Origin of the sequence: Salmonella enterica subsp. arizonae, from assembly GCF_008692845.1 — a bacterium.
Classification (GTDB): Bacteria; Pseudomonadota; Gammaproteobacteria; order Enterobacterales; family Enterobacteriaceae; genus Salmonella; species Salmonella arizonae.
Genome location: NZ_VXJW01000001.1, coordinates 32,174 through 56,779 on the forward strand (window position 1 = coordinate 32,174; position 24,606 = coordinate 56,779).

Annotated in this window: 27 protein-coding genes and 2 pseudogenes; 16 read left to right on the top strand and 13 right to left on the bottom strand. The window is 52.9% G+C overall.

Features of this window, described 5'->3' with window-relative positions; genetic code table 11:
- The first annotated feature begins 110 nt into the window (after positions 1-110).
- The gene (locus F4V61_RS00175; protein ID WP_080161056.1) at positions 111-1,163 is read left to right on the top strand and encodes a rhodanese-related sulfurtransferase; all 1,053 of its coding nucleotides are present in this window, start codon (positions 111-113) and stop codon (positions 1,161-1,163) included.
- Positions 1,164-1,215: 52 nt separating this feature from the next.
- Here F4V61_RS00175 and F4V61_RS00180 read toward each other — a convergent pair whose 3' ends face one another.
- From F4V61_RS00180 to mdtH, 10 genes and pseudogenes are all read right to left on the bottom strand, one after another.
- On the bottom strand, positions 1,216-1,791 hold the full coding sequence (locus tag F4V61_RS00180) for a YceI family protein (RefSeq protein ID WP_080161055.1): 576 nt from the start codon (positions 1,789-1,791) through the stop codon (positions 1,216-1,218).
- Positions 1,788-2,360: a cytochrome b gene (locus F4V61_RS00185; RefSeq protein ID WP_001159775.1), complete on the bottom strand. Its 573-nt coding sequence runs from the start codon at positions 2,358-2,360 to the stop codon at positions 1,788-1,790. Before F4V61_RS00185 ends, F4V61_RS00180 begins: the two co-directional genes overlap by 4 nt.
- Positions 2,361-2,668: 308 nt before the next feature.
- Positions 2,669-2,734: pseudogene (locus F4V61_RS00190) on the bottom strand (DUF2770 family protein); the annotation flags it as partial.
- 40 nt (positions 2,735-2,774) lie between these two features.
- Positions 2,775-3,893, bottom strand: a complete 1,119-nt coding sequence (solA, locus tag F4V61_RS00195; protein WP_080161054.1) for an N-methyl-L-tryptophan oxidase — start codon at positions 3,891-3,893, stop codon at positions 2,775-2,777.
- A gap of 111 nt (positions 3,894-4,004) precedes the next feature.
- Positions 4,005-4,259 (bottom strand): biofilm formation regulator BssS, encoded by a 255-nt coding sequence (gene bssS, locus F4V61_RS00200; protein WP_000414429.1) that lies wholly within the window; start codon positions 4,257-4,259, stop codon positions 4,005-4,007.
- Between the two features lie 289 nt (positions 4,260-4,548).
- Positions 4,549-4,794: a DNA damage-inducible protein I gene (gene dinI / locus F4V61_RS00205; RefSeq protein WP_001217759.1), complete on the bottom strand. Its 246-nt coding sequence runs from the start codon at positions 4,792-4,794 to the stop codon at positions 4,549-4,551.
- 73 nt (positions 4,795-4,867) lie between these two features.
- Complete coding sequence (gene pyrC, locus F4V61_RS00210; protein ID WP_000126517.1) at positions 4,868-5,914, bottom strand: dihydroorotase; 1,047 nt, start codon at positions 5,912-5,914, stop codon at positions 4,868-4,870.
- A 100-nt stretch (positions 5,915-6,014) separates the two neighbouring features.
- Positions 6,015-6,575, bottom strand: coding sequence for a lipoprotein (locus tag F4V61_RS00215; RefSeq protein WP_000713056.1), 561 nt, complete (start codon positions 6,573-6,575; stop codon positions 6,015-6,017).
- Positions 6,576-6,699: 124 nt separating this feature from the next.
- The gene (grxB, locus tag F4V61_RS00220) at positions 6,700-7,347 is read right to left on the bottom strand and encodes a glutaredoxin 2 (RefSeq protein WP_000780897.1); all 648 of its coding nucleotides are present in this window, start codon (positions 7,345-7,347) and stop codon (positions 6,700-6,702) included.
- 63 nt (positions 7,348-7,410) lie between these two features.
- A pseudogene (gene mdtH, locus F4V61_RS00225) lies at positions 7,411-8,620 on the bottom strand (multidrug efflux MFS transporter MdtH).
- A gap of 236 nt (positions 8,621-8,856) precedes the next feature.
- Here mdtH and rimJ point away from each other — a divergent pair.
- From rimJ to murJ, 4 genes are all read left to right on the top strand, one after another.
- The gene (gene rimJ / locus F4V61_RS00230) at positions 8,857-9,441 is read left to right on the top strand and encodes a ribosomal protein S5-alanine N-acetyltransferase (RefSeq protein ID WP_000468205.1); all 585 of its coding nucleotides are present in this window, start codon (positions 8,857-8,859) and stop codon (positions 9,439-9,441) included.
- Between the two features lie 35 nt (positions 9,442-9,476).
- Positions 9,477-10,124, top strand: a complete 648-nt coding sequence (locus tag F4V61_RS00235) for a YceH family protein (protein WP_058345809.1) — start codon at positions 9,477-9,479, stop codon at positions 10,122-10,124.
- A gap of 1 nt (position 10,125) precedes the next feature.
- Positions 10,126-11,049 carry a Gfo/Idh/MocA family protein gene (locus tag F4V61_RS00240; RefSeq protein ID WP_001259718.1) on the top strand — a complete coding sequence of 308 codons (924 nt, stop codon included), beginning with the start codon at positions 10,126-10,128 and terminating at the stop codon, positions 11,047-11,049.
- A 363-nt stretch (positions 11,050-11,412) separates the two neighbouring features.
- Positions 11,413-12,948: a murein biosynthesis integral membrane protein MurJ gene (gene murJ / locus F4V61_RS00245; protein WP_048908602.1), complete on the top strand. Its 1,536-nt coding sequence runs from the start codon at positions 11,413-11,415 to the stop codon at positions 12,946-12,948.
- Positions 12,949-13,030: 82 nt separating this feature from the next.
- Here murJ and flgN read toward each other — a convergent pair whose 3' ends face one another.
- From flgN to flgA, 3 genes are all read right to left on the bottom strand, one after another.
- Entirely contained in the window at positions 13,031-13,453 is a 423-nt protein-coding gene (gene flgN / locus F4V61_RS00250; RefSeq protein WP_079781889.1) for a flagella biosynthesis chaperone FlgN, read from the bottom strand.
- Between the two features lie 4 nt (positions 13,454-13,457).
- Entirely contained in the window at positions 13,458-13,751 is a 294-nt protein-coding gene (flgM, locus tag F4V61_RS00255; RefSeq protein WP_000020895.1) for a flagellar biosynthesis anti-sigma factor FlgM, read from the bottom strand.
- 91 nt (positions 13,752-13,842) lie between these two features.
- Complete coding sequence (gene flgA, locus F4V61_RS00260; protein ID WP_001194078.1) at positions 13,843-14,502, bottom strand: flagellar basal body P-ring formation chaperone FlgA; 660 nt, start codon at positions 14,500-14,502, stop codon at positions 13,843-13,845.
- 157 nt (positions 14,503-14,659) lie between these two features.
- Here flgA and flgB point away from each other — a divergent pair, with 157 nt between their 5' ends.
- The 11 genes from flgB (at position 14,660) to flgL (ending at position 24,509) form a co-directional block, all read left to right on the top strand.
- Positions 14,660-15,076, top strand: coding sequence for a flagellar basal body rod protein FlgB (gene flgB / locus F4V61_RS00265; protein WP_000887045.1), 417 nt, complete (start codon positions 14,660-14,662; stop codon positions 15,074-15,076).
- A gap of 3 nt (positions 15,077-15,079) precedes the next feature.
- A complete protein-coding gene (flgC, locus tag F4V61_RS00270; RefSeq protein ID WP_001196450.1) occupies positions 15,080-15,484 on the top strand; it encodes a flagellar basal body rod protein FlgC in 405 nt (134 codons plus the stop codon).
- A gap of 11 nt (positions 15,485-15,495) precedes the next feature.
- Complete coding sequence (flgD, locus tag F4V61_RS00275) at positions 15,496-16,194, top strand: flagellar hook assembly protein FlgD (protein ID WP_000020445.1); 699 nt, start codon at positions 15,496-15,498, stop codon at positions 16,192-16,194.
- A 26-nt stretch (positions 16,195-16,220) separates the two neighbouring features.
- Positions 16,221-17,429 (top strand): flagellar hook protein FlgE, encoded by a 1,209-nt coding sequence (gene flgE, locus F4V61_RS00280; protein WP_000010571.1) that lies wholly within the window; start codon positions 16,221-16,223, stop codon positions 17,427-17,429.
- A gap of 20 nt (positions 17,430-17,449) precedes the next feature.
- Entirely contained in the window at positions 17,450-18,205 is a 756-nt protein-coding gene (locus F4V61_RS00285; protein WP_038396185.1) for a flagellar basal body rod protein FlgF, read from the top strand.
- Between the two features lie 13 nt (positions 18,206-18,218).
- Entirely contained in the window at positions 18,219-19,001 is a 783-nt protein-coding gene (flgG, locus tag F4V61_RS00290) for a flagellar basal-body rod protein FlgG (protein WP_000625851.1), read from the top strand.
- A gap of 56 nt (positions 19,002-19,057) precedes the next feature.
- Entirely contained in the window at positions 19,058-19,756 is a 699-nt protein-coding gene (gene flgH, locus F4V61_RS00295) for a flagellar basal body L-ring protein FlgH (protein ID WP_001174894.1), read from the top strand.
- 11 nt (positions 19,757-19,767) lie between these two features.
- Positions 19,768-20,865 carry a flagellar basal body P-ring protein FlgI gene (locus F4V61_RS00300; protein WP_000471455.1) on the top strand — a complete coding sequence of 366 codons (1,098 nt, stop codon included), beginning with the start codon at positions 19,768-19,770 and terminating at the stop codon, positions 20,863-20,865.
- Positions 20,865-21,815 carry a flagellar assembly peptidoglycan hydrolase FlgJ gene (flgJ, locus tag F4V61_RS00305; protein ID WP_000578691.1) on the top strand — a complete coding sequence of 317 codons (951 nt, stop codon included), beginning with the start codon at positions 20,865-20,867 and terminating at the stop codon, positions 21,813-21,815. The genes F4V61_RS00300 and flgJ overlap by 1 nt, the downstream gene beginning before the upstream one ends.
- A gap of 64 nt (positions 21,816-21,879) precedes the next feature.
- Positions 21,880-23,541, top strand: a complete 1,662-nt coding sequence (gene flgK, locus F4V61_RS00310; RefSeq protein ID WP_000096428.1) for a flagellar hook-associated protein FlgK — start codon at positions 21,880-21,882, stop codon at positions 23,539-23,541.
- A gap of 14 nt (positions 23,542-23,555) precedes the next feature.
- Positions 23,556-24,509 carry a flagellar hook-associated protein FlgL gene (gene flgL / locus F4V61_RS00315; RefSeq protein ID WP_079799196.1) on the top strand — a complete coding sequence of 318 codons (954 nt, stop codon included), beginning with the start codon at positions 23,556-23,558 and terminating at the stop codon, positions 24,507-24,509.
- Positions 24,510-24,606 lie beyond the last annotated feature (97 nt).

A 24,606-nucleotide genomic window follows, 5' to 3' on the forward strand; every position in this document is an offset into this window, starting at 1 on the left:
TAGTGCGAAGCAAGAAATGTAGCGCAAAATGTGTGGATGTAAATTGGCGAGGCTTGCTTTATGATGCCTGCCCATTTTAATTTTTTTCTGATTTGCAGGATACGTACACCATGCCAGTGTTACACAATCGCATTTCTAATGACGAGCTGAAAGCCAGAATGCTGGCGGAAAGCGAACCGCGTACAACAATTTCTTTTTATAAATATTTTACTATCGTCTCGCCGCAGCAAACACGGGATGCGTTGTACCAGATGTTTACGGCGTTGGGCATTTTTGGCCGCGTTTACCTGGCGCATGAAGGTATCAATGCGCAAATCAGCGTGCCGCAAAGTAAGGTAGAGACGTTTCGTCAACAGCTCTATGCGTTCGATCCCGCGTTGGACGGGCTGCGTCTGAATATTGCGCTGGAGGACGACGGGAAGTCATTTTGGGTGCTGCGTATGAAAGTCCGCGACCGTATTGTGGCTGACGGCATTGACGATCCGAGTTTTGACGCCAGTAATGTCGGCGCTTATCTGAAGGCGGCAGAAGTTAATGCGATGCTGGACGATCCTGACGCTATCTTTATTGATATGCGCAACCACTATGAATATGAAGTCGGCCATTTCGAGAATGCCCTGGAAATCCCGGCGGATACGTTTCGCGAACAGTTACCAAAAGCGGTGGAAATGCTGCGGGAACATGCAGATAAAAAGATAGTGATGTACTGTACCGGCGGTATTCGTTGTGAGAAAGCCAGCGCCTGGATGAAACACAACGGTTTTAATAAAGTCTGGCATATTGAGGGCGGCATCATTGAGTACGCCCGCCGCGCACGGGAGCAGGGACTTCCCGTTCGCTTTATTGGCAAAAACTTTGTGTTTGATGAGCGCATGGGCGAACGTATTTCGGATGAGGTTATCGCGCACTGTCATCAGTGCGGCGCGCTCTGCGATAGCCATACCAACTGCAAAAACGCGGGGTGCCATCTGCTGTTTATCCAGTGTCCGCTGTGCGCCAGTAAATTTAACGGCTGCTGTAGCGAACAATGCTGTGAAGAGTTGGCCTTGCCGGAGGATGAACAGCGCCGACGTCGCGCGGGCCGCGAAAAGGGCAATAAAATCTTTAATAAATCGCGTGGTCGGCTTAACAGCAAACTGGGCATTCCCGATCCGATAGAGTGAGGTTTTGCCGGATAGCGGCGTAAAGGTCGCTATCCGGCATTTCGCCAGGGGGTTACTTCTGCTGAACGCCTTCTACTGAGATGATAAGCTCCACCTCCTGCGACGCTGGGCCGAGATCGGTAGTAATATTGAAATCTTTCAGCTTAATTTTTCCTTCGGCTTCGAAGCCCGCGCGCTTACCGCCCCACGGATCGTCGCCTTGGCCCATCAGCTTCGCTTCCAGCGTCACCGGTTTAGTTACGCCATTGAGCGTCAGATTGCCGGTAATATCCAGTTCATCGCCCTCTTTTTTCACGCTGGTAGAGGTGAAGTTTGCCTGCGGGAATTTCGCAACATTAAGAAATTCCGCGCTACGCAGGTGTTTGTCACGTTCGGCATGGTTAGTGTCGACGCTATTGGTGTTAATGGTCACGTTCACTTTGTCTGCCGACGGATTTTTTTCATCAAAAGTGAACGTGCCGTCGAAATCTTTAAAGGTGCCGTACAGCCAGCTGTAGCCCAGATGCTGGATGCGGAAATTGACGAACGCATGTTGGCCTTCTTTATCAATTTTATACTCCGCCGCCACGGCGGAACCAGTCGTGAACAGCAAGGATGCGAGGGTGAATCCCAGCAGGCTTTTTTTCATTTTTGAGCTCCATAGTCAGATGACGACGTTCCTGTCATACGTTTCAGAGTGTCGTCTTTATCGATGAAATGGTGTTTTAGCGCCATTACGCCATGAGAGAGCGAGATAATAACCAGTGACCACGCAAACCACCGATGTAGTGTTCCGGCGACATCAGCCTGCGTGCCCGCATCTGCAAGTGTTGCAGGAACCTCAAACCAGCCAAAGACGCTAATCGGTTTACCATCGGCGGTGGAAATCAGGTAGCCGCTAATGACGATCGCAAAAAGCAGGAGATACAGGAGGAAATGACCTGCGGCGGCGGCAGCGCGCGTTAAGCGGGAATAGCTGGTCAACGCAACGGGCGGTGGAGAATAAAGCCGCCAGATAATACGTAAGATCAACGCCATCATCAGTAAAATGCCAATGCTTTTATGTAATTCCGGCGCCTGGTGATACCAGCCGTCGTAATAACTGAGCGTGACCATCCATAAACCCAACGCAAACATGCCATAGACCACCAGGGCGGTCAGCCAGTGGAGCGCGGCGGAAACCATGCCATAACGTTGTGGAGTATTTTTAAATTGCATAAACACACCAATGAATATTTCACGAAAGAATGAAAATGGCGTGGAAAAGCGCTGAATGCAACTGATAAATAAGAATTTGAATGATATTTATTTTTATTTCAATAATTTTGATGTTGTTTGCGATTCAGCTTCAGAAGTTTCGAAATGTTTCGACCCGATAACCGCACTAAGGGGGGATTGTTATCATTTTTATGCTTTACTTTATGAAATAAAAAGTGAGGAAGTTTCAGGAAATGTCAGTTAATGTCAACGCAAAGAGATTAGAAGAAAAAGAGATAAACGATATCCATAATCGCCAGTATCGACTAAAGAATAACGTAAAGCATGAAATGTTCGCGAATATTATTAACCAGAAAAAGAAAGAGACGACGCATAGCTTACCTTAATCAATGACCCCTTTACGGGGCCGACAAATTATTGGCTAAAACGGGAAAGCCGGAACGGTGTCAGATCAAAGGAGGGCGTTTTTTCCAACGCAAAATCTGCGGCGATTTCTCCTAACACCGGGGCGAATTTAAAACCATGTCCGCTGAGTCCAGTGATGACAAGCGTATTCTCATGACCAGGCAGCGTATCGATAATAAAATCCTCGTCCGGCGAATTATCATAGGTACATGCCGCCCCATGTAAACAACCGCCGATACCCGGCAGTACGTTACGCAGGAAAGGAAATGCTTCCGCGCCATCGCTGGCGACGGCGGCAAAGGGTTTGCGCTCCTCCTGAGACTGTATTAGCTGTCCGCCATTGTGTTTGCCGATTTTTAACTCGTTGTTCTCCGCCGGGAAACCGTAATATTGATCGCCGTTGGGCATTTCGCCAGTAAAGGCCGGAAAGCGATTTTTTACGCTGTAACGTCCATCGGCCTGAAACCAGGTAAAGACTTTGCGTATGGGCTGAACTGGCAGTTCCGGCACCAGCGCTTTTACCCATGTGCCTGCGCTAAGCAGCGCTCTGCTGGCGTGGTAGCGGCCTTCACCCGTTTCTATTGTCACACCGTTATCATCATGGTGAATACGGGTTACCGGGCAGTTGAACAACTGCGCGCAGCCTGCCTCTCTGGCCAGACGAAGCCATGTGGTAATGGCTAATTCGCTGCGCAGGAAACCGGAATCAGCTTCAAACAGCCCGATATAATTATCGGGTACGCGAATTTCCGGCCAGCGCGTCATTAGGGCAGTCGCGTCCAGGCGCTCGACGTTCAATTGCCGCTGTTGCGCGCTTCGCGCGACGTTGGCTAAGAACGCAGAATCGGCCGGACCGAGGTTAACGACGCCGGAGCGGACAAAAATAGGCTCTTCATTGTGCGCGGATAGTTCATCCCAAAGCGCCTGGGCGCGAAGCACCAGTGGGACATATTTTTCGCCTTCACCATAAGCGTGTCGGATAAGACGGGTATCGCCGTGATGGCTACCCTGTTGGTGAGGCGGCATATGCGCATCGGTCATCAGTACCTTTAGCCCGGCGCGGGTAGCGTAATAACCAGCGGCGGCGCCAACCGAACCGCTGCCGATAATAATAAGGTCGTATTTCATCAGCTTCTCTCTGCTATCGCGATGATTTCAGGGTAAATAACTGCGCTGAGATATACAAGCCAGAAATAAATGAGGCACCTTACGGTGCCTGAGAGAGGGGAGCGCGTCACGTTAATGGCGACGATACTCGTTTTCCTGGTAATCGCCTGATTCTATTTTGGCGATGCCGGCTTCTAATATTGAAATAAATTGCCTGGCTACATCTGTCGTTAACCAGAGCGTTTGTCCAACTTCAGTCCCTTCCGGTTCCGGACGATTTGGGGTCTGGTAGTGTAAACGCAGCATCAGCGCATCATAGCTATCGACAGTACTGATGTCCCATCCTACAAGCGGATGGGGCTGAATGACTTCATTATTCTTTTCCATCATGCCCCCCTGGTACGTGTTATAAGACAACGGTTCTCGAGGTTCAATGCGTGTTTTTCTTCTGAAGCAACTTTAGTATACCAATTAATAAGGCCATTCACTGCATTTTTAAAGGGACAGGAGGATAAATTTCTCTTTTTAAGAATTATGTGAGCAATAAAGCGGCAGTTCATTCATGATTTTCAGGATGTTGTGCAATTATTTTGCGGATCAGGCGGAATATTCATCAGTTGCGCAAATAAAAAAGCCGGGGCGACCCGGCAAAACTTACATCACTGCATATCGTTTTTTATTCATTGATGAACCAGTCATCAGCGCTCTCCCAGGTCTCCTGGAGAATTTCGCTAACGCGTTCTTTATCCTCTTTTGACGCGCCAATAACGGACAGGTTGTTGGCGGCAGCGTAACGCACAGTGACGTTATCTAAATTCTCAGGAAAATGATGGCTAATACGGCGAGAGAGTTCGCCCGCCAGCGCATCAATCGCGCCAGCAGGCAGAGGTGACGTTTTGGCTATAGTGACTTCAATACGCATAATGGCCCCCTGTTGAATATACTGTATATATATACAGTTAAATCCAGTATATAGCAACAGGTAAGCGCATTTTTTATTTTTTTACTGACCAGCGTACTGTTTCACCCGCTAAAAAAGGTACCAGTGAATCATCAGCCAGCGCGATATTTTCCGGTATCTGTTGTTCATCGCGAACCAGTTCCACCCACCCCTTATTCACCGGCAGACCATAGAATTGCGGGCCATTCAGTGAACAGAACGCCTCAAAGTGCGCCAGCGCGTTCATTTCCTCAAACACGACGGCATAACTGCCAAGGGCGGAGGGGGCGTTGAAACAACCGGCGCATCCGCAACTGGTCTCTTTACGATGACGCGAATGCGGCGCTGAATCCGTCCCCAGGAAGGCGCGCGTAAAACCGCTGGCGACCAGTTCGCGTAACGCCTGCTGGTGAATATTGCGTTTCAGAATCGGCAGGCAGTACAGGTGAGGACGAATGCCGCCGACCAGCATATGATTACGGTTAAACATTAAATGTTGAGGCGTAATGGTAGCCGCCAGGTAGTCGTTGCCGTCACGTACATACTGCGCGGCATCTTTGGTCGTGATATGTTCAAAGACCACTTTAAGCGCGGTCAGACGCTGGCGTAGCGGTTCCATTACGGTGTCGATAAAACGCGCTTCACGATCGAAGATATCAACATCCGCATGGGTCACCTCACCGTGGACCAGCAATGGCATTCCGAGTTTTTCCATCCGCTCCAGCACTGGCATGATAGCGTCGATTGACGTTACGCCATGACTGGAGTTAGTGGTGGCGTTGGCTGGATAAAGCTTAGCCGCAGTAAACACGCCTTCATGAAAACCGCGCTCCAGTTCATCGGCATCAAGCGAATCCGTTAAATAGCAGGTCATTAACGGCGTGAAATCATGCCCGGCGGGCACCGCATCGAGAATACGCTGGCGGTAGGCGATCGCCGCATCAACAGTCGTGATGGGGGACGCCAGGTTCGGCATCACGATGGCGCGGCCATAAATTTCGCTAGTATAGGGTACGACCGTTTTTAACATGTCGCCATCGCGAAGGTGAACGTGCCAGTCGTCCGGGCGGTGGATCTTTAAAACCTGGGATGGTGCAGTCATTAATAAGCTCCGGCTGAGGGATAATCTTTTGCCGGAAACAAAGGATAAGCGGAAACGTTTTCGTTTGCACGTAAAAAAGGCGCGAGTGCGCCCTCAAATATTAATTGGTGAAAGGAATAACGATTTCACCGGGTTTAACTTCAATGCCTTTCGCGAATCTCTTCGCTAAGGCTTCGCCTTTACTGCTATCTTCGCGCAACACGTAAGCCGGTTGCTGGTTAAAGTAATTACGTAAAGACTGATTTAAATAGGGCAGGAGCGTTTGTAGGACAGATTGCATCTTCTCCGGCGTTACGGTAGCGTCTACCACCTCCATCTCCTGAAGATAGATGGCGCCTTTTTCTTTATTAAAGACCGGCAGAGCTTTTAGCTTGAGCTTCATTGTCGCTTTTTGGCTGCCGAAGAGAGAATTCATATCCAGCCTGGCATCGCCAGTGAGGGTGACTTTATTCGGCTCTTCCCGACCAATCTGACTGGCAAGGTTAGTCAGTACGATATGCGCATCGGCAATGCCGGGCAGACCAATATCTTTTGAGAAATTATTCCGTTTTTCAAGCGCTTGATTGATTTCTTGTTCACTAATGGTGTATTGCGTAAGTTGATTACAACCCACTAACAGGCCGCTAACTACCAGCGCAGCGGCAAAAAAAAACTTTTTCATGGCGTTCCTCAACATGTTGCCTGTGCCCTAATCCTGACATAAAGCAGCATGTCGCGCCAGTGGACATGACGCCAGTAGAAAAAGCTGAAAAAGGCGGCAAGAGAGGGTTGCCGCCAGGCGGGCGTTAGATAGCCATTGAGGAGAGTAAATTAATTTGCGTCTGCTTCGCCATATTATCGCGATAGTCTGCGACTTTCGTCGGCCAGTGGATACCGGCGACCAGCGTCAGATTACGCAGAAGCGGAAACAGATGAATATCATCTTCTGATAATTCGCCGTTAACCGCGTTAGGCTGTACGATAAGTTTATCCAGCGAGCGTAAATCATCGCCGATCTTTTTAATCAGTCCGGCAGAGTGCGCCAGATGGTTGTCAAAACTGCCGGATGAGGCTTCTTTTTTGCGGATAAAATACTGGCGCGCCGCAGGGGTAGAAAATTCATCGAAAGCGGATTTTGCAAATCGCGGCAGCAGTAACTGATTAACGTAACCGTTAACTTTGCGCAACCACTCTTCAATGGCAGGACTGCGTTTCCCGGTTAACAGCGGTGTGCCGTCGGAGTTGTCGACATAATGTACAATATCCATACTTTCAGGAAGATAACGGCTATCATCTTTTTGCAGGATGGGCACCATCTTTTGACCAATCATCCGGGTGGGCGTCGCCTCGTCGTCATTCTGTAACACGTTAAGTTCAACGGGGATGTTCTTCAGGCCAAAAATCATGCGGGCTTTAACGCAGAAAGGGCAATGATCGTAAATATAAAGCTTCACGTTTCTCCTCCATTTGACTGTCGGTTCCTGACCAGTATGGAGGAGATAGCGACAGGTATCAAATCAGGCGCCGGGCTCCAGTATACTGGCGCGGCGTGCGTTTGTGACTAAATTGCCAGCCTAAAGCCAAAAAGGTGATGAAGCCGATAATACCGAGCATCATCCACGGTAGTTCAGGCTGCGCAAGCGCTTTACCCATATCAAACAACCAGCCGCCGCCGATATAACCAATCGCGCCGCCAATGGCTAATCCCAGACGGCTAAAGCCCATATAGCTTCCCCGCGCCCGCGCGTCCGCCAGCGACGCGCTGAGCGTTTCGCGCGCCGGTTCGGCGATAACCGAGCCGATGTAGAAAGCGCAAATAAGCGTAAAAAGCTGCTGTAAATTGCCCACCATCCCGATGGGGATCATGCTCAACGACATGACGAGCAAACCGGCCATCAGCCGATGCTCCAGCCGAAAGCGTTTTTCACTCCAGCGGGCAATCGGGTAGAGCAACGTCAGCGAGAGACAGGCTTCGATAGCATACATCCACTTCACGGCGGCAGGCGAACCGGCGACGTCGTTTACCATAATCGGCAGCATTAACATGACCTGTACTGCCAGCATGTAGTAGCCCGCCAGCGTTAGCACGTAGGTGACAAACCGTTTATCGCTTATGACGCGGCGCATTCCTTCACGCACTGGTGTTCTGACCGTTGATAGCTTCCAGGCCGGAAGCAGCCAGGCGTTGAATATGGCGCATAATATGAACAAAATAGCGCCCATCGCGCAGACCAGGCGAAAATCGTATTGTAGCAACCAGCTTCCCAGCAGCGCGCCAATCACCGCGCCCGCGCTATCCTGCATCATCAACAGAGAAAAGAAGCGGCCCCGTTGCTCCGGACGGATTAATTTGACCACCAGCGCTGAGCGCGGCGGGTCGAAAAGCGTACCGCCAAGACCGGAAAGAAAGCAGGAAAACCACAACAGCCAGGGCTCATGCGCGATGCCCATGGTGGCAAAGCCTGCGGCGCGCATCAGCATACCGGTGACGATCATCGGTTTCGCGCCAAAGCGATCGGCGATGGCGCCGCCAAAAATGCCCAGCCCTTGTTGAATAAACTGGCGCAGGCCGAGCGCGATCCCTACCATTACGGCAGCCCATCCCATTTGATCGACAAAGCGAATCGAGATGAGCGGGAAGACGACGAAAAAACCCAGCACCACTAACATGTTATCGATGAGAAGAAAATATTTACCCAGGTTCCTCGCCTGCGAGACGCGCGACATTTCCCCTCCCGGGAAATAAAAGATGAGCGTCTTCTATTCTGCGGTGGCGTTTCGTTTTTTCCTACCGTTAGCGGGACAATATTTTTTTATCAAAAGTCCTTTTTAATCGAGAGTTTTCATCAAAATGTGGCAGCAATTCAAAAAATGACGATTTGCGCTTTTCACAGAGCCTGGTTGCGCAGGTATAGTAATGTTACTGGCGTGCTGAAGACGTTACAGGAAGGAGTAGGTATAGAATGTTTGGCTATCGCAGTAACGTGCCAAAAGTGCGCTTAACCACCGACCGTCTGGTGGTGCGTTTAGTGCATGAGCGTGATGCCTGGCGTCTGGCCGATTATTACGCGGAAAATCGTCATTTTTTAAAACCCTGGGAGCCGGTCCGTGATGAAAGTCATTGTTATCCTTCAGGGTGGCAGGCGCGTCTGGGAATGATCGGTGAATTTCACAAACAGGGCTCCGCCTTCTATTTCGCGCTGCTTGATCCGGAAGAAAAAGAAATTATCGGCGTGGCGAATTTTTCCAATGTGGTGCGCGGTTCTTTTCATGCCTGCTATCTGGGCTATTCCATTGCGCAGAAGTGGCAGGGGCAGGGGCTGATGTTTGAAGCCTTAACCGCTGCGATTCGTTATATGCAGCGCACTCAGCATATCCACCGTATCATGGCGAACTATATGCCGCACAATAAACGTAGCGGCGCGCTGCTGGCACGGCTCGGCTTTGAGAAAGAAGGCTATGCGAAAGATTACCTGTTGATTGATGGACAATGGCGTGACCATGTACTGACGGCGTTAACCACGCCGTCATGGACGCCGGGGCGTTGAGCGGCTTACGGAGTGAGAGGCAAAGGGAGAAAACGATGAAATATGAATTAACCGCCACTGAAGCGCGAGTGATTGGCTGTCTGCTGGAAAAGCAGGTCACAACGCCGGAACAATATCCGCTCTCCGTTCACGGCGTGGTGACGGCCTGCAACCAGAAAACGAACCGTGAACCGGTGATGAACCTGACGGAACAGGCGGTGCAGGAACAGCTCGATAATTTGGTGAAACGCCACTTTTTACGTACGGTCAGCGGGTTTGGCAATCGCGTCACAAAATATGAACAGCGTTTCTGTAATTCCGAGTTTGGCGACCTGAAACTTAGCGCGGCGGAAGTGGCGATTGTCACCACATTGCTGTTGCGCGGCGCGCAAACGCCCGGTGAGTTGCGTAGCCGGGCGTCGCGGATGTATGAATTCAGCGATATGGCGGAAGTTGAATCCACGCTGGAGCGGCTTGCCAGCCGTGAGGACGGCCCCTATGTCATCCGTCTGGCGCGTGAACCGGGTAAGCGCGAAAGCCGCTATATGCACCTTTTTTGCGGCGACGTCGATGAACTGTCTCTCCAGACGTCTGTGCCGGACAGCGCGTCGGGCGATCTTCAGTCGCGCGTCGAAGCGCTGGAAAGCGAAGTGGCGGAGTTAAAGCAGCGGCTGGATTCTTTGTTAGCTCACCTGGGAGAGTAATGTGAGAACATTACGGATTGGCATTGTCGGGTTAGGCGGTATTGCGCAGAAGGCCTGGCTGCCGGTATTAACCCACACCGCCGGATGGACGCTACAGGGCGCCTGGTCTCCTTCGCGGGATAAAGCCTTACGTATCTGCGAAAGCTGGCGCATACCGTATGTGGATTCGCTGGCGAATTTAGCGTCCGGCTGCGATGCGGTCTTCGTCCACTCCAGTACCGCAAGCCATTATGCCGTGGTCAGCGAACTTCTCAACGCCGGCGTCCATGTCTGCGTGGATAAACCGCTGGCGGAAAATCTACGTGATGCCGAACGGCTGGTGGCGCTGGCGGCGCAAAAAAAATTGACGCTGATGGTTGGCTTTAATCGCCGTTTCGCGCCGCTGTACCGCGAACTGAAAACGCGCCTCGGCGCCGCGGCGTCACTGCGTATGGATAAACATCGTACTGATAGCGTCGGGCCGCACGACCTACGTTTTACTTTGCTCGATGACTATCTGCACGTCGTGGATACCGCGCTGTGGCTGGCAGGCGGCGAGGCGTATCTTGCCAGTGGCACGTTGCTCACCGGCGAGGTTGGCGAAATGCGCTATGCGGAACATCATTTTTCAGCCGACAAACTACAAATTACCACCAGTATGCACCGGCGCGCCGGAAGTCAGCGTGAATCGGTCCAGGCCGTCACCGACGGCGGGCTGTATGACGTGACGGATATGCGTGAATGGCGCGAAGAGCGCGGGCAGGGTATTCTCATCAAACCCATTCCGGGCTGGCAAACGACGCTTGAACAGCGTGGTTTTGTCGGATGTGCGCGGCATTTCATTGACTGCGTGCAAAATCAGACGGTTCCGGAAACGGCAGGGGAGCAGGCGATTCTGGCCCAGCGCGTCGTAGAGGCGCTGTGGCGGGACGCCATGAGCGAATAACCCTCTGTAACATCTGGCGGTAGTAATTCATCGTAATCCAGGTACTATACCCTAAATAATTCGAGTCGCAGGAAGGCGGCGACGTAGTGAATTCCCAGGAGCGTATTTAAATAAGCTCCTGGGGTGAGCGAGGAAAGCCAACGCACATGCAACTTGAAGTATGAGGGTATATATGCCCACTCTACATAACACCTCTTTTTCACAGTGAATAATGGCAAACCGTGGGGAGTCTGTAGGCCTGACAAGACGTTCTGACGTCGCCGTCAGGCGCGGTGATACAGCCGGATGGCGGCGTAAATGCGTTATCCGGTCTGGGGATCGGCCATACAGGAGTTTTGCGCCAGGGTCTGGAATACAAAAGAAATGAATTTATTAAAATCGCTGGCAGCCGTCAGCTCGATGACTATGTTTTCACGCGTGCTGGGTTTTGCCCGTGATGCGATTGTCGCCAGAATTTTTGGCGCAGGGATGGCGACCGACGCCTTTTTTGTGGCGTTTAAACTCCCTAATCTGCTACGCCGAATCTTTGCTGAAGGCGCTTTTTCTCAGGCCTTTGTACCTATCCTGGCGGAATATAAGAGCAAGCAGGGGGAAGAGGCGACGCGGGTCTTTGTCGCTTACGTTTCCGGCCTGTTGACGCTGGCGTTAGCCGTCGTGACGGTAGCCGGTATGCTGGCCGCCCCGTGGGTGATTATGGTGACCGCGCCGGGTTTTGCCGATACCGCTGATAAATTCGCGCTGACGACGCAACTGCTGCGGATTACTTTTCCCTATATTTTGCTGATCTCCCTGGCTTCGCTGGTTGGCGCCATTCTCAACACCTGGAATCGTTTCTCTATTCCCGCCTTTGCGCCGACGTTTCTCAATATCAGTATGATCGGTTTTGCGTTGTTCGCCGCGCCATACTTTAATCCGCCCGTGCTGGCGTTAGCCTGGGCGGTCACCGTTGGCGGCGTGCTGCAACTGGTATATCAACTTCCGTATTTAAAAAAGATCGGTATGCTGGTGCTGCCGCGCATTAACTTTCGCGATACCGGGGCGATGCGGGTTGTCAAACAGATGGGACCGGCGATTTTAGGTGTCTCTGTCAGTCAGATCTCCCTTATCATCAATACGATTTTTGCCTCGTTTCTGGCCTCCGGCTCGGTCTCATGGATGTACTATGCCGACCGGTTGATGGAGTTCCCGTCCGGCGTGCTGGGCGTGGCGTTGGGGACCATTCTGTTGCCGTCATTGTCGAAAAGCTTTGCCAGCGGCAATCATGATGAATACTGCCGCCTGATGGACTGGGGGCTGCGTCTGTGCTTTCTACTGGCGTTGCCGAGCGCGGTTGCGTTAGGCGTTCTGGCGAAGCCGCTGACGGTCTCGCTGTTTCAGTACGGTAAATTCACCGCCTTTGACGCGGCAATGACGCAGCGGGCGTTAATCGCCTATTCAGTGGGACTGATTGGCTTGATCGTCGTAAAAGTGCTGGCCCCGGGTTTCTATTCTCGCCAGGATATTAAAACGCCGGTGAAAATCGCCATAGTGACGTTAATCATGACCCAGTTAATGAACCTGGCGTTTATCGGGCCGCTGAAACACGCCGGGCTGTCGCTCTCTATTGGTCTGGCGGCATGTCTCAATGCGTCGCTGCTGTACTGGCAGTTACGTAAACAGAATATTTTTACGCCACAACCGGGTTGGATGTGGTTCCTGGCGCGTCTGATCATTTCCGTACTGGTAATGGCCGCCGTGCTGTTCGGCGTGCTGCATATTATGCCGGAGTGGTCGCAAGGGGCGATGTTATGGCGTTTGCTGCGTTTGATGGCGGTAGTGATTGCGGGTATCGCGGCCTATTTCGCCGCGCTTGCCGTGCTGGGCTTTAAAGTGAAAGAGTTTGTACGCCGCACAGCGTAAATTCAGTCCCTGATGGCGCTGCGTTTATCAGGCCTATAAAGCATTCAGGCCGGAAAGGCGGAGCGCCGCCATCCGGCAATCCTTAGATAGAAATTTTTTTACCGCCGCGGTGAGAGACGGCAGTCTGGCCGTTAGCCCCGTACAGGGTAGGCTCGTGGTGAGGTTTCAGTACTTCCAGCGCTTGTTGATTACGTTCGATTTGCCCTTCCAGCAGCCAGCCGTTGTGCTGGTTGAGGTCGCGCAGATGCTGCGTTTTTTCGGTGATCTCCTGCCAGCGCTCCGCGATGTTATCGTTTGCGCTGCGCTGCGCGTTCTGCTCCAGACGGCGCTGTTGTTCCAGATAATCCAGCGTCGCCAGCAACGAGCTTTTTTCTTCTGTAATTCGCTGCAGTTGGCTGCCGTTAATCTGGCCTACGGAAAGCTGCTGTTGTTCTGCATCCATCACCGTCTTCAGGTCATTCAGGACGGCGGTCATCTGGTCAAGTATTTCTGACAAACGAGTCATACGCTTATTTACTCTGTAAGTAGCTCTGTGCCTCGCGAATGAGCGAGTCTGCTATTTTTCCAGTATCCATTTTTAACTCGCCGTTACGGATAGCCGTTTTTAATGCTTCGACGCGTTCCATATTAATGTCGCTGGCGCCTGGTTGCATAAGCTTCGCTTGCGCGTCGCTTAACGTTACGCTGGCGCTCGTCGCGGCGGACGTTTTTTCCTGACGCGTTTTTTGTACCGACGTGTCGCTGGTTTCACGCGTCTGGACAGTGCTAACGGGTTTCAAAGGTGAGGTACGGTCAATGCTCATTTATTTATCCTCATCGAGGGTTACGTTGTAGCGGCCAGCTACCATCATGGTTGAATATCTCATCGGCAGTCGCGACAAAATCTTTATACAATTATAGGTTAATAAGAATATTCCCATCAGGATCGACGGTCCCACTTACGATTTGACCCGATGTCATGCGCACGCGCGCATTCTGCGCGACGGCGGCATTATTCATAGCCTGACCTTCCGCATTGACGCTAAAACCCTCGCCATTAGCGATGACCTGTACTCGTTGACCCGCTTTGACGCGCCAGGCCTGGCGTATCATCGTAAGTTGCACCGGCTGACCGGGAGCGAGATCGCGCAAACTGATGGCGTCCTGAATCTGACGAATATCCAGTACTGTTCGCGGCGGTAACTGATCCAGCCTGCCACGTTTTAACGTGACGTTGGCCGGCGTCAACTTTCCGCCGCGCGCGACGGGCGCGGCAACGGCGACATAATTGCCGGTTGCCTGCACATTCACCTGCAAATAACGTTTTTCATTGGCGCAGCGCGCTACCACATTCACGTTGCCCCATAGCTTCGCGCTACCTGTCATGCTGAAGGCCGGCTGCTCGCAGCCCGGCAGTAGAGTGGGCGGTGAACGGAGCGTCACAACAACCTCATCGCTAAAGCCAGCCAGACGCTGGGAAAACCACGTCGTCAACTGGGCATTGATGTCCTGCGCCATTGTCAGGGGGCTGAACAGCAAAGCCGCCACGGCGAATCCTCGTTTTAACGTTTGCATGGTGACTTCCCCCTGGTTGTTGTAATGACAGGATTCTACTCGTGTGAGGCAAGCATCAACGCAATAAATAGCGACGCATTTTGCGCTTATTCCGGCGATAACGCGCGCGTGAAGGGATTTAAGCTGTCGGCTGAATTTTGCCATTTGCGGAGGAGATATGCTCGACAGGCTCGATGCCGCCTTACGATTTCAGCAGGAAGCGCTAAATCTGCGCGCGCAACGTCAGGAAATATTAGCGGCGAATATCGCCAATGCCGATACGCCGGGGTATCAGGCGCGCGATATTGATTTTGCCAGTGAGTTAAAAAAAGTGATGGTGCGCGGACGGGAAGAAACCGGCGGCGTCTCGTTGACGTTGACGTCCTCTCACCATATTCCTGCCCAGGCGGTCTCTTCTCCCGCAGTGGATCTGCTTTACCGCGTACCCGATCAACCTTCTCTGGATGGCAACACCGTGGACATGGACAGGGAACGTGCGCAGTTTGCGGATAACAGTCTCAAATATCAGATGGGGCTTACCGTTCTGGGTAGCCAACTCAAAGGCATGATGAATGTACTACAGGGAGGAAACTAATTCGTGGCGCTGTTAAACATTTTTGATATTGCCGGATCGGCGCTTACCGCACAGTCCAAACGGTTGAACGTTGCCGCCAGTAATCTGGCGAATGCGGACAGCGTCACCGGGCCTGACGGGCAGCCTTATCGCGCCAAACAGGTGGTTTTTCAGGTGGATGCCGCGCCGGGGCAGGCCACTGGCGGGGTAAAGGTAGCCAGCGTGATTGAAAGCCAGGCGCCGGAAAAGCTGGTCTATGAGCCAGGCAACCCGCTGGCGGACGCTAACGGTTACGTCAAAATGCCCAACGTCGATGTGGTCGGCGAAATGGTTAATACGATGTCAGCCTCGCGCAGTTACCAGGCAAATGTCGAAGTCCTGAATACCGTAAAAAGCATGATGCTTAAAACGCTGACATTAGGCCAGTAAAGGAGACGCGTATGTCTATTGCCGTAAATATGAATGACCCGACCAACACGGGCGTCAAAACGACGACCGGCAGCGGTTCGATGACCGGGAACAACGCTGCCGATCTGCAAAGCAGTTTCCTGACCTTGCTGGTTGCGCAATTAAAGAATCAGGACCCGACTAACCCATTACAAAATAATGAGTTAACAACGCAGTTGGCGCAAATCAGTACCGTGAGCGGCATTGAAAAACTGAATACGACGCTGGGGGCTATTTCCGGGCAAATCGACAATAGTCAGTCGCTACAGGCGACCACGCTGATTGGACATGGCGTTATGGTGCCTGGCACCACAATTCTGGCGGGTAAAGGCGCGGAAGAAGGGGCCGTTACGTCCACAACGCCGTTTGGCGTGGAATTGCAACAACCAGCGGACAAAGTGACGGCAACCATTACCGATAAAGATGGCCGGGTGGTTCGCACGCTGGAGATCGGCGAGTTGAAAGCCGGGGTACATACCTTTACCTGGGATGGTAAGCAAACGGATGGAACGTCGGTACCTAATGGTTCTTACAACATTGCAATTACCGCCAGCAATGGCGGGACGCAACTGGTGGCGCAGCCGCTGCAATTCGCCCTGGTGCAGGGCGTGACGAAAGGCAGCAACGGTAATCTGTTGGATCTCGGTACCTACGGCACCACCACACTCGACGAAGTTCGGCAAATAATCTAAGCCCTTACACTTATCAGGAGTCAGTCATGTCTTTTTCTCAAGCGGTTAGCGGCCTGAACGCTGCGGCCACCAACCTTGATGTTATCGGTAATAACATCGCCAACTCCGCCACCTATGGCTTTAAATCTGGCACGGCATCGTTTGCCGATATGTTCGCCGGTTCAAAAGTGGGGCTGGGCGTAAAAGTGGCGGGGATTACCCAGGATTTTACCGACGGTACGACAACGAACACCGGTCGCGGGCTGGACGTTGCGATTAGCCAGAACGGTTTTTTCCGCCTGGTAGACAGCAACGGTTCCGTTTTCTATAGCCGCAACGGCCAGTTCAAACTGGACGAGAACCGTAATCTGGTCAATATGCAGGGGATGCAGTTGACAGGCTATCCAGCCACCGGTACACCGCCGACCATTCAGCAGGGTGCGAATCCCGCGCCGATCACCATTCCGAACACGCTGATGGCGGCAAAATCGACCACCACCGCGTCAATGCAGGTAAACCTAAATTCGACGGACCCTGTGCCGACGAAAGCCTTTAACCCTGCGGATGCCGATTCGTACAACAAAAAAGGGACAGTTACTGTTTATGACAGCCAGGGTAATGCCCATGACATGAACGTCTATTTTGTTAAAACCAAAGATAATGAATGGGCCGTGTACACCCATGATAGCAGCGATCCGACAGCCACGGCGCCAACGGCGGCGTCCACTACGCTGAAATTCAATGAAAACGGGATTCTGGAGTCTGGTGGTACGGTGAACATCACCACCGGTACGATTAATGGCGCGACGGCGGCCACGTTCTCGCTGAACTTCCTTAACTCCATGCAGCAGAATACCGGAGCTAACAATATCGTCGCCACCAATCAGAACGGCTATAAGCCTGGCGACCTGGTGAGCTACCAGATTAACAATGACGGCACTGTGGTAGGTAACTACTCCAACGAGCAGGAACAGGTGCTGGGGCAGATTGTGCTGGCTAACTTCGCCAATAACGAAGGTCTGGCATCCCAGGGCGATAACGTCTGGGCGGCGACGCAGGCCTCCGGGGTAGCGCTGCTGGGAACCGCCGGTTCCGGCAACTTCGGTAAGCTGACGAACGGCGCTCTGGAAGCTTCTAACGTGGATTTGAGTAAAGAGCTGGTGAATATGATCGTCGCGCAGCGTAACTATCAGTCGAATGCGCAGACTATCAAAACTCAGGACCAGATCCTCAATACACTGGTTAACCTGCGCTAAGCGCCTGACGGGATAGCTTAATGGATCACGCAATTTATACCGCCATGGGGGCGGCCAGCCAGACGCTTAACCAGCAGGCGGTAACGGCCAGCAACCTGGCTAACGCCTCGACTCCAGGCTTTCGCGCGCAGCTCAATGCGCTACGCGCGGTGCCCGTTGATGGTCTCTCTTTAGCGACGCGCACGCTGGTTACGGCATCGACGCCAGGGGCGGATATGACCCCTGGCCAGTTGGACTATACCTCCCGCCCGCTGGATGTAGCTCTACAGCAGGATGGCTGGCTGGTAGTGCAAGCTGCGGATGGCGCTGAAGGATATACCCGTAACGGGAATATCCAGGTGGGCCCGACCGGACAGTTAACCATTCAGGGGCATCCGGTTATCGGCGAAGGCGGCCCGATTACCGTTCCTGAAGGGGCGGTAATCACCATTGCGGCAGACGGCACGATCTCTGCGCTCAACCCAGGCGACCCGCCGAATACGGTGGCGCCCGTTGGGCAACTGAAGCTGGTTAAAGCGGAAGGCCATGAGGTACAGCGCGGCGATGACGGTTTATTCCGCCTCACCGCCGACGCACAGGCTTCGCGCGGCGCGGTACTGGCCGCCGATCCGTCGATTCGCATTATGTCGGGCGTGCTGGAAGGCAGTAACGTCAAGCCGGTCGAAGCCATGACCGACATGATCGCTAACGCGCGCCGTTTTGAAATGCAGATGAAGGTTATCACCAGCGTTGATGAAAACGAAGGGCGAGCTAACCAACTGCTGTCGATGAGTTAATACAGGACATTTTATGATCAGTTCATTATGGATCGCCAAAACCGGCCTGGACGCGCAGCAAACCAATATGGATGTGATTGCCAATAACCTGGCAAACGTCAGCACCAATGGTTTTAAGCGTCAGCGCGCGGTATTTGAAGATCTGTTGTATCAGACCATCCGCCAGCCGGGCGCGCAGTCGTCCGAGCAGACGACACTGCCTTCCGGGCTGCAAATCGGTACTGGTGTGCGTCCGGTCGCCACGGAGCGTCTGCACAGTCAGGGTAATCTGTCGCAGACCAACAACAGTAAAGATGTGGCGATTAAAGGGCAGGGCTTTTTCCAGGTTATGCTGCCGGACGGTACGTCAGCCTATACCCGCGATGGCTCTTTCCAAGTGGACCAGAACGGCCAACTGGTGACGGCGGGCGGTTTTCAGGTTCAGCCTGCGATCACCATTCCGGCCAACGCGTTAAGCATTACGATTGGCCGCGACGGCGTGGTAAGCGTGACCCAGCAGGGGCAGGCCGCGCCGGTTCAGGTCGGGCAGCTCAATCTGACCACCTTTATGAACGACACCGGGCTGGAAAGCATTGGCGAGAACCTTTATATCGAAACGCAATCATCCGGCGCGCCGAACGAAAGCACGCCGGGGCTCAACGGCGCGGGGCTGTTGTATCAAGGGTATGTCGAAACGTCTAACGTTAACGTGGCGGAAGAGCTGGTGAATATGATTCAGGTTCAACGCGCCTATGAAATTAACAGTAAAGCAGTGTCGACGACCGATCAGATGCTGCAGAAACTGACGCAACTCTAAGGGGCTGCCGGTGGGGTGAAGTCGCCACCGGCTCCCTGATTTTGAAGATGAAGGTAATGCAAAAATACGCGCTTCACGCTTACCCATTAATGGCCCTGGTGGTCGCGACGCTGACAGGATGTGCCTGGATACCCTCCAAACCGCTTGTGCAGGGAGCGACCACAGCGCAGCCGATACCGGGTCCGGTGCCGGTAGCGAATGGCTCCATATTTCAGTCAGCACAGCCGATTAATTATGGCTATCAGCCGCTTTTTGAAGATCGTCGACCACGTAATATCGGCGATACGCTAACGATTGTGTTACAGGAAAATGTCAGCGCCAGTAAAAGTTCGTCGGCAAACGCCAGCCGCGACGGCAAAACCAGCTTTGGGTTTGATACGGTACCGCGTTATCTGCAGGGACTATTCGGCAATTCCCGCGCGGATATGGAGGCCTCCGGCGGCAACTCGTTTAACGGTAAAGGCGGCGCGAATGCCAGCAATACCTTTAGCGGCACGCTGACCGTGACCGTCGATCAGGTTCTGGCCAATGGTAATTTACACGTCGTGGGTGAAAAACAGATCGCGATTAATCAGGGAACGGAATTCATCCGCTTCTCCGGCGTGGTCAATCCACGCACTATCAGCGGCAGCAACTCCGTACCCTCGACACAGGTAGCGGATGCGCGGATTGAATATGTCGGGAACGGCTATATAAACGAAGCGCAAAATATGGGCTGGCTGCAACGTTTCTTCCTTAACTTGTCGCCGATGTAAGCGAGGTGTATGTGTTTAAAGCTCTTGCAGGAATCGTTCTGGCACTGGTTGCCACTCTGGCGCATGCCGAACGTATCCGGGATCTGACCAGTGTCCAGGGCGTGCGGGAAAACTCGCTGATCGGCTATGGGCTGGTGGTTGGGCTGGACGGTACGGGCGACCAGACGACTCAGACGCCATTTACTACCCAGACGCTGAATAACATGCTGTCACAACTGGGGATTACGGTCCCCACCGGCACCAACATGCAGTTGAAAAACGTGGCGGCGGTGATGGTGACGGCGTCGTATCCGCCTTTTGCGCGACAGGGACAAACGATCGATGTCGTCGTTTCCTCCATGGGGAACGCCAAAAGTCTGCGTGGCGGAACGTTGTTAATGACGCCATTAAAAGGGGTGGACAGCCAGGTATATGCTCTGGCGCAGGGAAATATTCTGGTCGGCGGCGCGGGCGCTTCCGCAGGCGGCAGTAGTGTGCAGGTTAACCAGCTTAACGGCGGACGTATCACTAATGGCGCGATTATCGAACGTGAACTGCCAAGCCAGTTCGGCGCTGGCAACACTATTAATCTGCAATTGAACGACGAAGATTTTACGATGGCGCAGCAAATTACCGACGCCATCAACCGCGCCCGTGGTTACGGCAGCGCCACTGCGCTTGATGCGCGAACGGTACAAGTACGCGTGCCCAGCGGCAACAGCTCGCAGGTGCGTTTTCTGGCGGACATTCAAAATATGGAAGTCAACGTGACGCCGCAGGATGCAAAAGTCGTGATCAACTCGCGTACCGGTTCGGTAGTCATGAATCGGGAGGTGACGCTGGATAGCTGCGCGGTGGCACAGGGCAATTTGTCAGTGACGGTCAACCGTCAGCTCAACGTTAATCAGCCTAATACGCCATTTGGCGGTGGCCAGACCGTGGTGACGCCACAGACTCAGATAGATTTGCGCCAGAGCGGCGGATCGCTACAAAGCGTTCGTTCCAGCGCCAATCTGAACAGCGTAGTGCGCGCGCTTAATGCGCTCGGCGCGACGCCGATGGATCTGATGTCGATTTTGCAGTCCATGCAAAGCGCAGGCTGTTTACGCGCCAAACTGGAAATTATCTGATGATCGGTGACGGTAAATTGCTGGCCAGCGCGGCCTGGGATGCGCAATCTCTGAACGAACTGAAAGCGAAAGCGGGCCAGGACCCGGCGGCGAATATCCGACCGGTGGCTCGTCAGGTGGAAGGGATGTTTGTCCAGATGATGCTGAAAAGTATGCGCGAGGCTTTACCCAAAGATGGCTTATTCAGTAGCGATCAGACGCGTCTTTATACCAGCATGTATGACCAGCAGATCGCCCAGCAGATGACTGCCGGCAAGGGGCTGGGGCTGGCGGATATGATGGTTAAACAGATGACCAGCGGGCAGTCGATGCCTGCGGATGACGCGCCGCAAGTACCGCTCAAATTCTCACTGGAAACGGTAAACAGCTATCAAAATCAGGCGCTGACCCAATTGGTGCGTAAGGCGATGCCGAAAACGCCGGACAGCAGCGACGAACCGCTCTCCGGCGACAGTAAAGATTTTCTGGCCCGGCTTTCGCTCCCGGCGCGGCTGGCCAGCGAACAAAGCGGGGTGCCGCATCATCTTATTCTGGCGCAGGCGGCGCTGGAGTCCGGCTGGGGACAGCGGCAAATCCTGCGGGAAAATGGCGAACCTAGTTATAACGTGTTTGGCGTGAAAGCCACCGCCAGTTGGAAAGGACCGGTGACGGAAATCACCACCACCGAATACGAAAACGGCGAAGCGAAAAAAGTGAAAGCGAAATTCCGCGTTTATAACTCGTATCTGGAGGCGTTATCGGATTATGTCGAGCTGCTAACGCGTAACCCACGCTACGCCGCCGTGACCACCGCCGCCACGGCGGAGCAGGGCGCCGTCGCCCTGCAAAACGCCGGATACGCCACCGACCCCCACTATGCGCGTAAATTAACCAGCATGATCCAGCAACTGAAAGCGATGAGTGAAAAGGTCAGCAAAACCTACAGCGCGAATCTTGATAATCTCTTTTAAATTGCTCAAGTCCACGTCGTAGCTGCCGATAACAACGAGTATTGAAGGATTAAAAGGAACCATCATGTCCAGCTTGATTAATCACGCCATGAGCGGACTTAACGCCGCGCAGTCCGCGTTAAATACGGTCAGTAATAACATCAACAATTATAACGTTGCGGGTTATACCCGGCAGACAACTATTCTGGCGCAGGCAAACAGTACGTTAGGGGCCGGCGGCTGGATAGGTAATGGCGTTTACGTTTCAGGCGTACAGCGCGAATATGATGCGTTTATCACCAATCAGCTACGTGGCGCGCAAAACCAGAGCAGTGGATTGACCACTCGCTATGAACAAATGTCGAAAATCGATAACCTGCTGGCCGATAAATCCAGCTCGCTGTCTGGCTCGTTGCAGAGCTTTTTTACCAGTCTGCAAACGTTAGTCAGTAACGCGGAAGATCCTGCGGCGCGTCAGGCGTTGATTGGTAAAGCGGAAGGGCTGGTAAACCAGTTCAAAACCACCGATCAGTATCTGCGCGATCAGGATAAGCAGGTTAATATCGCGATTGGCTCCAGTGTGGCGCAAATCAACAATTACGCTAAGCAGATCGCTAACCTGAACGACCAAATCTCCCGTTTGACAGGCGTAGGCGCGGGCGCATCGCCGAACGACCTGCTCGATCAACGTGACCAGTTGGTCAGCGAGCTTAACAAGATCGTTGGCGTCGAGGTGAGCGTACAGGATGGCGGCACCTATAACCTGACGATGGCCAATGGCTATACGCTGGTGCAAGGGGCGACGGCGCGTCAGTTGGCGGCGGTACCCTCCAGCGCCGATCCGACGCGAACGACTGTCGCTTATGTCGATGAGGCCGCAGGTAACATCGAAATTCCGGAAAAGTTGCTGAATACTGGCTCGCTCGGCGGGCTACTGACCTTCCGTTCTCAGGATCTGGATCAGACGCGTAATACACTGGGCCAGTTGGCGCTGGCGTTTGCCGATGCATTCAACGCGCAGCATACAAAAGGTTATGACGCTGACGGCAATAAAGGGAAAGACTTCTTTGGCATTGGCTCGCCGGTGGTCTATAGCAACAGTAATAATGCGGATAAAACGGTATCGTTAACCGCTGAGGTGGTCGACAGCACAAAGGTTCAGGCGACGGATTATCAGATTGTTTTTGACGGTACAGACTGGCAGGTTACTCGCCTGGCGGATAACACCACCTTCACGGCGACAAAAGATGTTGACGGAAAACTGGAGATTGACGGTCTGAAAGTGACGGTGGGCACCGGCGCACAGAAGAACGACAGTTTCCTTCTGAAGCCGGTCAGTAATGCTATCGTCGACATGAAAGTTAAAGTGACGAATGAAGCTGAGATTGCGATGGCTGCCGAGTCAAAACTCGATCCTGATGTGGATACCGGCGACAGCGATAACCGCAACGGCCAGGCGCTGTTGGACTTACAAAACAGCAACGTAGTGGGTGGCAACAAAACCTTTAACGATGCCTACGCCACGCTGGTCAGCGATGTGGGTAATAAAACTTCAACGCTGAAAACCAGCAGCACCACGCAGGCGAATGTGGTGAAACAGCTTTATAAGCAGCAACAGTCGGTTTCCGGCGTTAACCTCGACGAAGAGTACGGCAATTTGCAGCGTTATCAGCAGTATTATCTGGCGAATGCGCAAGTATTACAGACCGCGAACACGCTGTTTGATGCGTTACTGAGTATTCGCTAAGGGAGAAGAATAACATGCGTATCAGTACCCAGATGATGTATGAACAAAATATGAGCGGCATCACTAACTCTCAGGCTGAATGGATGAAGCTGGGCGAGCAGATGTCCAGCGGTAAGCGCGTTACCAACCCATCTGACGATCCGATCGCCGCGTCGCAGGCGGTGGTGCTCTCCCAGGCGCAGGCGCAGAATAGCCAGTACGCCCTGGCGCGTACTTTTGCCACCCAAAAAGTGTCGCTGGAAGAAAGCGTACTCAGTCAGGTGACGACAGCGATTCAAACCGCGCAGGAAAAAATCGTCTATGCCGGAAACGGCACGTTAAGCGATGATGACCGTGCTTCGCTGGCGACGGACTTACAGGGTATCCGCGATCAGTTGATGAACCTGGCAAACAGTACTGACGGAAATGGCCGTTATATCTTCGCCGGGTATAAAACGGAAGCGGCACCTTTCGATCAGGCGACGGGGAATTACCATGGTGGTGAGAAAAGTGTTACCCAGCAGGTGGATTCCGCACGCACGATGGTGATTGGCCATACGGGAGCGCAAATTTTTAATAGCCTTACCAGCAATGCAGTGCCGGAACCTGATGGCACGGACTCTGAAAAGAATTTGTTTGTCATGCTCGATACGGCGATTGCAGCGCTCAACACCCCGGTGGAAGGCAATGATGTGGAAAAAGAAAAAGCTGCCGCCGCCATTGATAAGACGAATCGCGGCTTAAAAAACTCGCTTAATAATGTCCTGACCGTTCGTGCGGAACTGGGGACGCAACTGGGCGAACTCAGTACGCTGGATGCGCTGGGAAGCGACCGCGCGCTGGGACAGAAGCTACAGATGAGCAATCTGGTGGATGTTGACTGGAACTCGGTCATCTCCTCCTACGTAATGCAACAGGCGGCATTACAGGCTTCCTATAAAACGTTTACCGATATGCAGGGAATGTCGCTTTTCCAGTTGAACCGGTAATGTCTCTTTTTGAAACATATCATGAAACTGGATATGTTTTGTCTGCCCGCGCCATCCACCCCGGCGCGGGCATTTTTTTAGTCGTCGTATTGTCGCG